This is a genomic window from Streptococcus jiangjianxini (genome assembly GCF_040225085.1).
Lineage (GTDB): Bacteria > Bacillota > Bacilli > Lactobacillales > Streptococcaceae > Streptococcus > Streptococcus jiangjianxini.
This window is the reverse complement of record NZ_JBEHGL010000004.1, coordinates 149,706-155,705: the sequence shown is the minus strand read 5'-3', so window position 1 is coordinate 155,705 and position 6,000 is coordinate 149,706. Positions and strand designations below refer to the sequence as shown.

The window sequence follows — 6,000 nt, the reverse complement described above, 5'->3', positions numbered from 1 at the left end:
AGGTTCGTCTTGTCTCGTCGTCGCATTCGTCGGATAATGAAGCGATTGAATCTCGTATCTGTTTACCAGCAGACTAGCTTCAAGCCGTGTTCTAAAGGGAAAAATGAAGCACCCATTCCAAATCTCTTAGACAGGCAATTCAACCAAGAAAGACCACTTGAAGCGATTGTAACTGACTTGACTTATGTTCGTGTTGGTAAGCGCTGGGCATATGTTTGCTTGATAATAGACCTCTATAATCGTGAAATCATTGGTCTGTCAGTCGGTTGGCAGAAGACTGCAGAGCTCGTAAAACAAGCTATTCAGAGTATCCCTTATGCACTAACCAAGGTCTATCTTTTCCACTCTGATCGTGGCAAGGAGTTTGATAATCAGCTGATAGATGAGATATTAGAGACGTTTGGCATTACCCGCTCACTTAGTCAAGCAGGATGTCCTTATGATAATGCCGTAGCTGAGAGCACCTATCGCTCCTTCAAACTGGAGTTTATTAAGCAAGAAATCTTTCATTCACTTGAAGAACTAAATCTTAAAACTAAGGACTACGTCCACTGGTGGAATCATCATCGCATTCACGGCAGTCTCAACTATCAAACACCCATGGCTAGGCGAGTTATCGCTTAACAAAAAGCACTTTATAAAAATTGTACAGAAAAGTGTTGCCTTTTCAAAGGAATCAGCTCTATCGATAAGAAGATGAGTCAAAGAACAGAAGGCAAAAAGTCACTTTTATTTAGAGTTGAGGGTAAAAGCTGGTAAGGCTCTAGTCATCATCGGTCTTTTGAACCTCGGCTACTTCTTTCTGAAAAGACTTAACTAGGTAAAGGTATCACTTTTAAAAGACTGTTGTTTAATGCGATTGCTGATGTTACTGAAAAAAGTCAGGGAAGACACATGAGAACGGCATCAAATCCCCTACAAAAACAGATTGAGGTTATTCATTTCTGTGTGAGTTGACTTTGCAAGTGATTTGATTTCCGACAAAGGCTATGGAGAGTGACTATTTTAATCATAAGTTTGCTTTATGAAGTTGCAGTCATAAAGAAAGAACCGTTGTCTCGTTACCTGAAGATTATGGTGTTGAGACTTTGTGCTAACTAAAGCTTGGATGGCAGTTGTTTTGAAGAGGGTGCATGGAATAGTTTGCTATTAAACAGTAATAGAATAACCATTTGAGTGACGGTCTGGCTCTTTCATTTAGAAAGAACCAGATTGTTTTTTGCACATTTCTAAGAAATGGTAATGTCTAATATTTTAAGGTCAGAGAGACCGTATTTTTAGTTGTCAAACGAAGTATCAGCCGTTCGTTTTTGGCGATGGATTGTCAGCCCCAGAGATTCATCCATTCATAAGTTAGCGTCGTGATAGAATCAGATAAAACTAAGATTTGTTAATAAAGCCCTTTCACACTTGGTTGACAGCCCTTTTTTTTAATGTTAGAGTGACTATTGTAGAAACAATTTAATGAAACGGATTATGACACGATTTAGTTTGACTCTTTTGACAGTTATGTAACCCTTGTGAAAACGCATAGTTAAGAAAAAGGGAATTAAATGAACTAGTATCTAACAATTTGTAACTATTTTAGATTAGAAAGGAAAGGCTATGACAACTAAAAAAGAACAAGCTATTCGGCAATTAGCTCAATTGTCATCTCATCAGTTATTAGAAGAGTTAAAGACAGAGCTAGAAGGCTTAAATCATGAACAAGCTGAGCTACGCTTGGAACAATTTGGCCCTAATAAAATCAACGCTGAAAAACCAAGGACAGTCTGGCAGATTCTTGGGAAATGTTTTGCCGATCCTTTCGTACTTGTTTTATCTCTCTTGATGATTGTCTCATTTGTGACAAGAGATATCGAGTCAGCTGTGGTTATGTTACTAATGATTATTGTTAGTGTCAGTATTTCATTTGTTCAGGAGTACAAAGCCCAGCAATCTAGTCAAGCCTTGAAACAGATGATTGAGAATACGGCTACGGTGACTCGATCTGGTCAAAAGGTAGAAATCCCCATGGAAGACATCGTTCCTGGAGACATCATTACACTGACAACTGGCGACATGATCCCTGCCGATGCTATCTTAATTCAGAGTCGAGACTTGTTTATTAACCAATCTTCCTTAACCGGTGAGTCTGTTCCCGTTGAAAAAAGACATGAGTTCGACTCTGATGCTAGTAGTGCTATCTTTGACCAATCCAATTTGATTTTTATGGGGAGTGATGTGATTAGTGGTTCAGGCTTAGCGGTTATTAGCTACACTGGAGAAGCTACTTTATTTGGAGATATTGCTAAAAAAGCTACCAATCAACGTCGAAAAAATACTTTTTCAAAAGGGTTAAGGGACGTCAGTAAGTTGCTGATTAGAATTATTGCCATTTTGTTCCCACTGGTCTTTCTTTTAAATGGCTTTTTCAAACACGACTGGAGCAATGCTTTTTTCTTCGCCATTGCCGTAGCTGTCGGTTTAACACCCGAAATGCTTCTAATGATTGTGACTAGCAACTTAGCCAAAGGGGCAAATCGCCTTGCTAAAGAAAAAGTTATCGTCAAAGAAAGCGAAGCCATCCAAAATTTAGGAGCTATGGATGTTCTTTGTACAGATAAAACAGGAACCATCACTGAAGACCGTGTTGTCCTCGTTGAACACTTAGGCGCAGATGGTCAAAGTAATGACCAAGTCATCGAATATGCCTTTTTAAATTCCTATTATCAAACAGGTTGGCGAAATTTGATGGATGTTGCTGTTATTGACTACTTCGAAAAACACTTTGCCACACCCCATGCTTATCAACACAAGATTATTGATGAAATCCCCTTTGATTTCTCTAGGCGTCGGATGAGTTTAATTGTCGACCACAACACCCATCATTTGATGATTACCAAGGGGTCTATCGAGGAGGTCATCGAAGTGGCTACGCATGTCCATATCAATGGCTCCAGACAAGCATTGACCAAAGCAAGACAAGAACATTTTTTAGAACTTAGTGAAACTCTTAATGCCAAAGGGATGCGTGTCTTGGCTGTTGCCGCTAGAGATTTAGCTGATCACGGTCTCGAATACAGTGTTTCTGACGAGAAAGATATGACCATTCTAGGGCTAATAGGATTTTTAGACCCAGCTAAACCCTCTGCTGCAGAGGCGATTGAAAATCTACATGAATACGGGGTCAATGTTAAAGTATTGACAGGGGATAATCCGATTGTTGCTGCTAAGGTTTGTGAAGATGTCGGTATTCGTTCAGATAAATACCTTTTAGGGACGGACATTGACCAGCTTTCTGATCATGATTTAAAAGAGATTATTGACCAGATACAGCTGTTTGCAAAATGCACGCCCAATCAAAAATCTCGACTCATTAGATTGTTACAAGAAAAAGGGCATACGGTTGGCTTCGTGGGAGATGGTATCAACGATGCACCTGCCCTTAGAACAGCTGATGTGGGTATTTCAGTGGATACAGCAGCAGACATTACCAAAGATGCTAGTTCGATCATTTTGCTTGAAAAGAGCCTAATGGTTCTGGTAACAGGCGTTTTAGAAGGCCGAATCGTCTTTGAAAATATGATGAAATACATCAAACTAACCCTCAGCTCGAATTTTGGTAATGTCTTTTCGATCTTGATTGCTAGTATCTTCCTTCCTTTTCTTCCCATGCTGTCCATGCAAATTTTACTCCAAAATCTCATTTATGATTTATCGCAGTTAACACTCCCTTGGGACAATGTCGACAAAAGTGCTATTGAAAAACCAACCAATTGGAATTTGACGGAACTGTGGACTTTCACTTGGAAAATCGGTCCTGTCAGCAGTATCTTTGATATTCTAACTTTTCTTGTCCTATGGTATGTGATTGGGGCTAACAGTTTAGCAACGCAAGGCATTTTCCAAGCTGGTTGGTTCGCTGTTGGATTAGCGACTCAAATCGGTGTTGTTCACATTGTTAGAACAAACAAAATTCCATTCCTTCAAAGTCGCGCTAGTACTTTAGTGCTGATTACCTCACTACTTGGGATCCTTTTAGGCTTCGTGATTTTACTAAGCCCTCTACATACCTACGTTGATTTTGCGGAAATCCCTGGAGCATTTTGGTTTTGGTTTATTTTCTTGGTCTTTGGTTACTTAATAACGATTCAACTTTTGAAAAAACGCCTACAGGCTTAATGATTTTTCTTTGTTGGCGATGACGAGAGATGATGCCATCTTATATTAAGATTGACGAAGTGTTATTCATCGGTTTTAAATCCGAGACTGATGAATAGCGCTTTTTGGGTCCTTTCTCTACTCAAGTAGATGATTAGAAAACAACCCTTTGGATAGCGTGAAACCAGTTGGTTTTTAGAAGCAACATCAATGACAGCTTGTTGATTTAAGGGCTTCTTAGAATAGCAGCTTTATACTCCTTAAATGCCTCATTTGATAGGTAGTAGAATGTTCATAAGAGCTCTTTACTTTTTCAAATATTTTAGTCATAATGGTAAAAAACGACAAAGAAAGGTTACTATGAAAGACATTTTATTACCTAAAGAGCTGGCTCAAGTCCTGTCTCCCGAAGAAGGGGAAAGGATTCAAGTAGCGATTACAGGTGATGGAGATCTCTTATTGAAGTCTTACCCAAAACAGTCAGAACTACCTATCAAAACATGGATTCTTATTCTAATCAATTCACTGATTAGCCTGATATGCTACCTAGTTCTAAGAATGACTGGGACAAGCCAACTTCCTCTGACTGGGAGACCTTCTATTTTTGCAGCACTCTTAGTTGTGGGTGGAATTGTCAGTTTAGCAGCGTTTTTAGTTGGCTTTATTAAAAGTCGGGCTTATTTTTTGAATGGTCTTCCTAAACGCATTTTTTGGCGGGTATTGCCCGTGATTGTCTTGTCTTTTGCTGTTGTCTTGTCACTGCTGATTCTGGGGATAGCTTGGGTGTTTGGTCAACTATTCAAAGGGATTTTGTTTGATAGCCTAACGGCCTCATTTTTATTGGGCATTTTAAGTTTTATCTTATCTTTTCTGATGGTAATCTTATCAGAACGTTTAAGAGGAAATTGGTTAACCAGTCTTTTTTCAATCATTATCATTAGTGGTGTTGTCCTGGCTATGGTTAGTAACCAAAATAACCAGTGGTGGCAGGTTAATCTTAGTTTTCTTGGAACTAGCCAAGCCAATAATAGCTGGACTTTCAACCTTGCTTTGATTCTATCAGCCATGATTTTGCTGGCTTTGATTGATTATCTCTTTGTTGCTTTACGTGTGCGATATGGAAAATCTAAGCAGTTGATGTTACTGCAAGGTCTGCTCGTTCTTTTGGCGCTTGATTTGGGAGCCGTTGGTTATTTTCCAAATGATGATAGGTGGCACACGATCCATACAAGGGTTGCAGGTTATCTGGTCTATATTATTATTGCCTTAATAGTGGGTATTCGCTGGTTGTTACCAGAGGTTAGTCGTGATTTTTTGGTGGCATCCTACACGATAGGGGGACTTCTAGTGGTTCAAACAATCGCTTTTTATGGGCTAGGCTATCTGTCCTTAACGGCTTTTGAAATCTTGTCATTTCTACTCGCTTTTTCTTGGATCATTATGCTCTTAAACCGTTTAGAACAACTGCTGATGATAGAGGATTCAAAGCTAATATACTTACTCAAAGTGAGTGACTAAGGTGTTTGGTGCCTGATTGAGGAGACTGTCCTCTACTAATATTGCTTTGTAAGACTATATAAAGACAGCTAATTCTCCAAATAGAAAAGGAGATTATGGCTGTCTTGGATCTTTTCGACACTTATCAGAATTGTTATTTAACCATGCTTCCTGTTAGGCATTAGTAGTCGTCAAAGGGATATCAGTATCATAGTTAAACAATTAGACTAGCTAAGCTAATGGGTACAGTCATGTGAAACAAAAATAGGACAAAAGCACCTCAGAATAGTATTGCCAAATGGCGTTACTGTTCTGAGCTGTTTTTGGATGTGATACTCATCTAAAATCAAAAAATAACAC

3 protein-coding genes are annotated in these 6,000 nt (G+C 39.0%); all 3 read left to right on the top strand.

Features of this window, described 5'->3' with window-relative positions:
- A partial coding sequence (locus ABP870_RS03690; RefSeq protein ID WP_350014142.1) for an IS3 family transposase occupies window positions 1-624 on the top strand: 624 nt, incomplete at its 5' end.
- A gap of 981 nt (window positions 625-1,605) precedes the next feature.
- The gene (mgtA, locus tag ABP870_RS03685; RefSeq protein ID WP_350014141.1) at window positions 1,606-4,164 is read left to right on the top strand and encodes a magnesium-translocating P-type ATPase; all 2,559 of its coding nucleotides are present in this window, start codon (window positions 1,606-1,608) and stop codon (window positions 4,162-4,164) included.
- Window positions 4,165-4,503: 339 nt separating this feature from the next.
- Window positions 4,504-5,661: a permease gene (locus ABP870_RS03680; protein ID WP_350014140.1), complete on the top strand. Its 1,158-nt coding sequence runs from the start codon at window positions 4,504-4,506 to the stop codon at window positions 5,659-5,661.
- Window positions 5,662-6,000: the final 339 nt, after the last annotated feature.

What these genes read in the sequence shown, in the direction of transcription:
- mgtA (WP_350014141.1), top strand. Translation starts at nt 1,606, where the DNA reads ATGACAACTAAAAAAGAACAAGCTATTCGGCAATTAGCTCAATTGTCA.
- ABP870_RS03680 (WP_350014140.1), top strand. Translation starts at nt 4,504, where the DNA reads ATGAAAGACATTTTATTACCTAAAGAGCTGGCTCAAGTCCTGTCTCCC.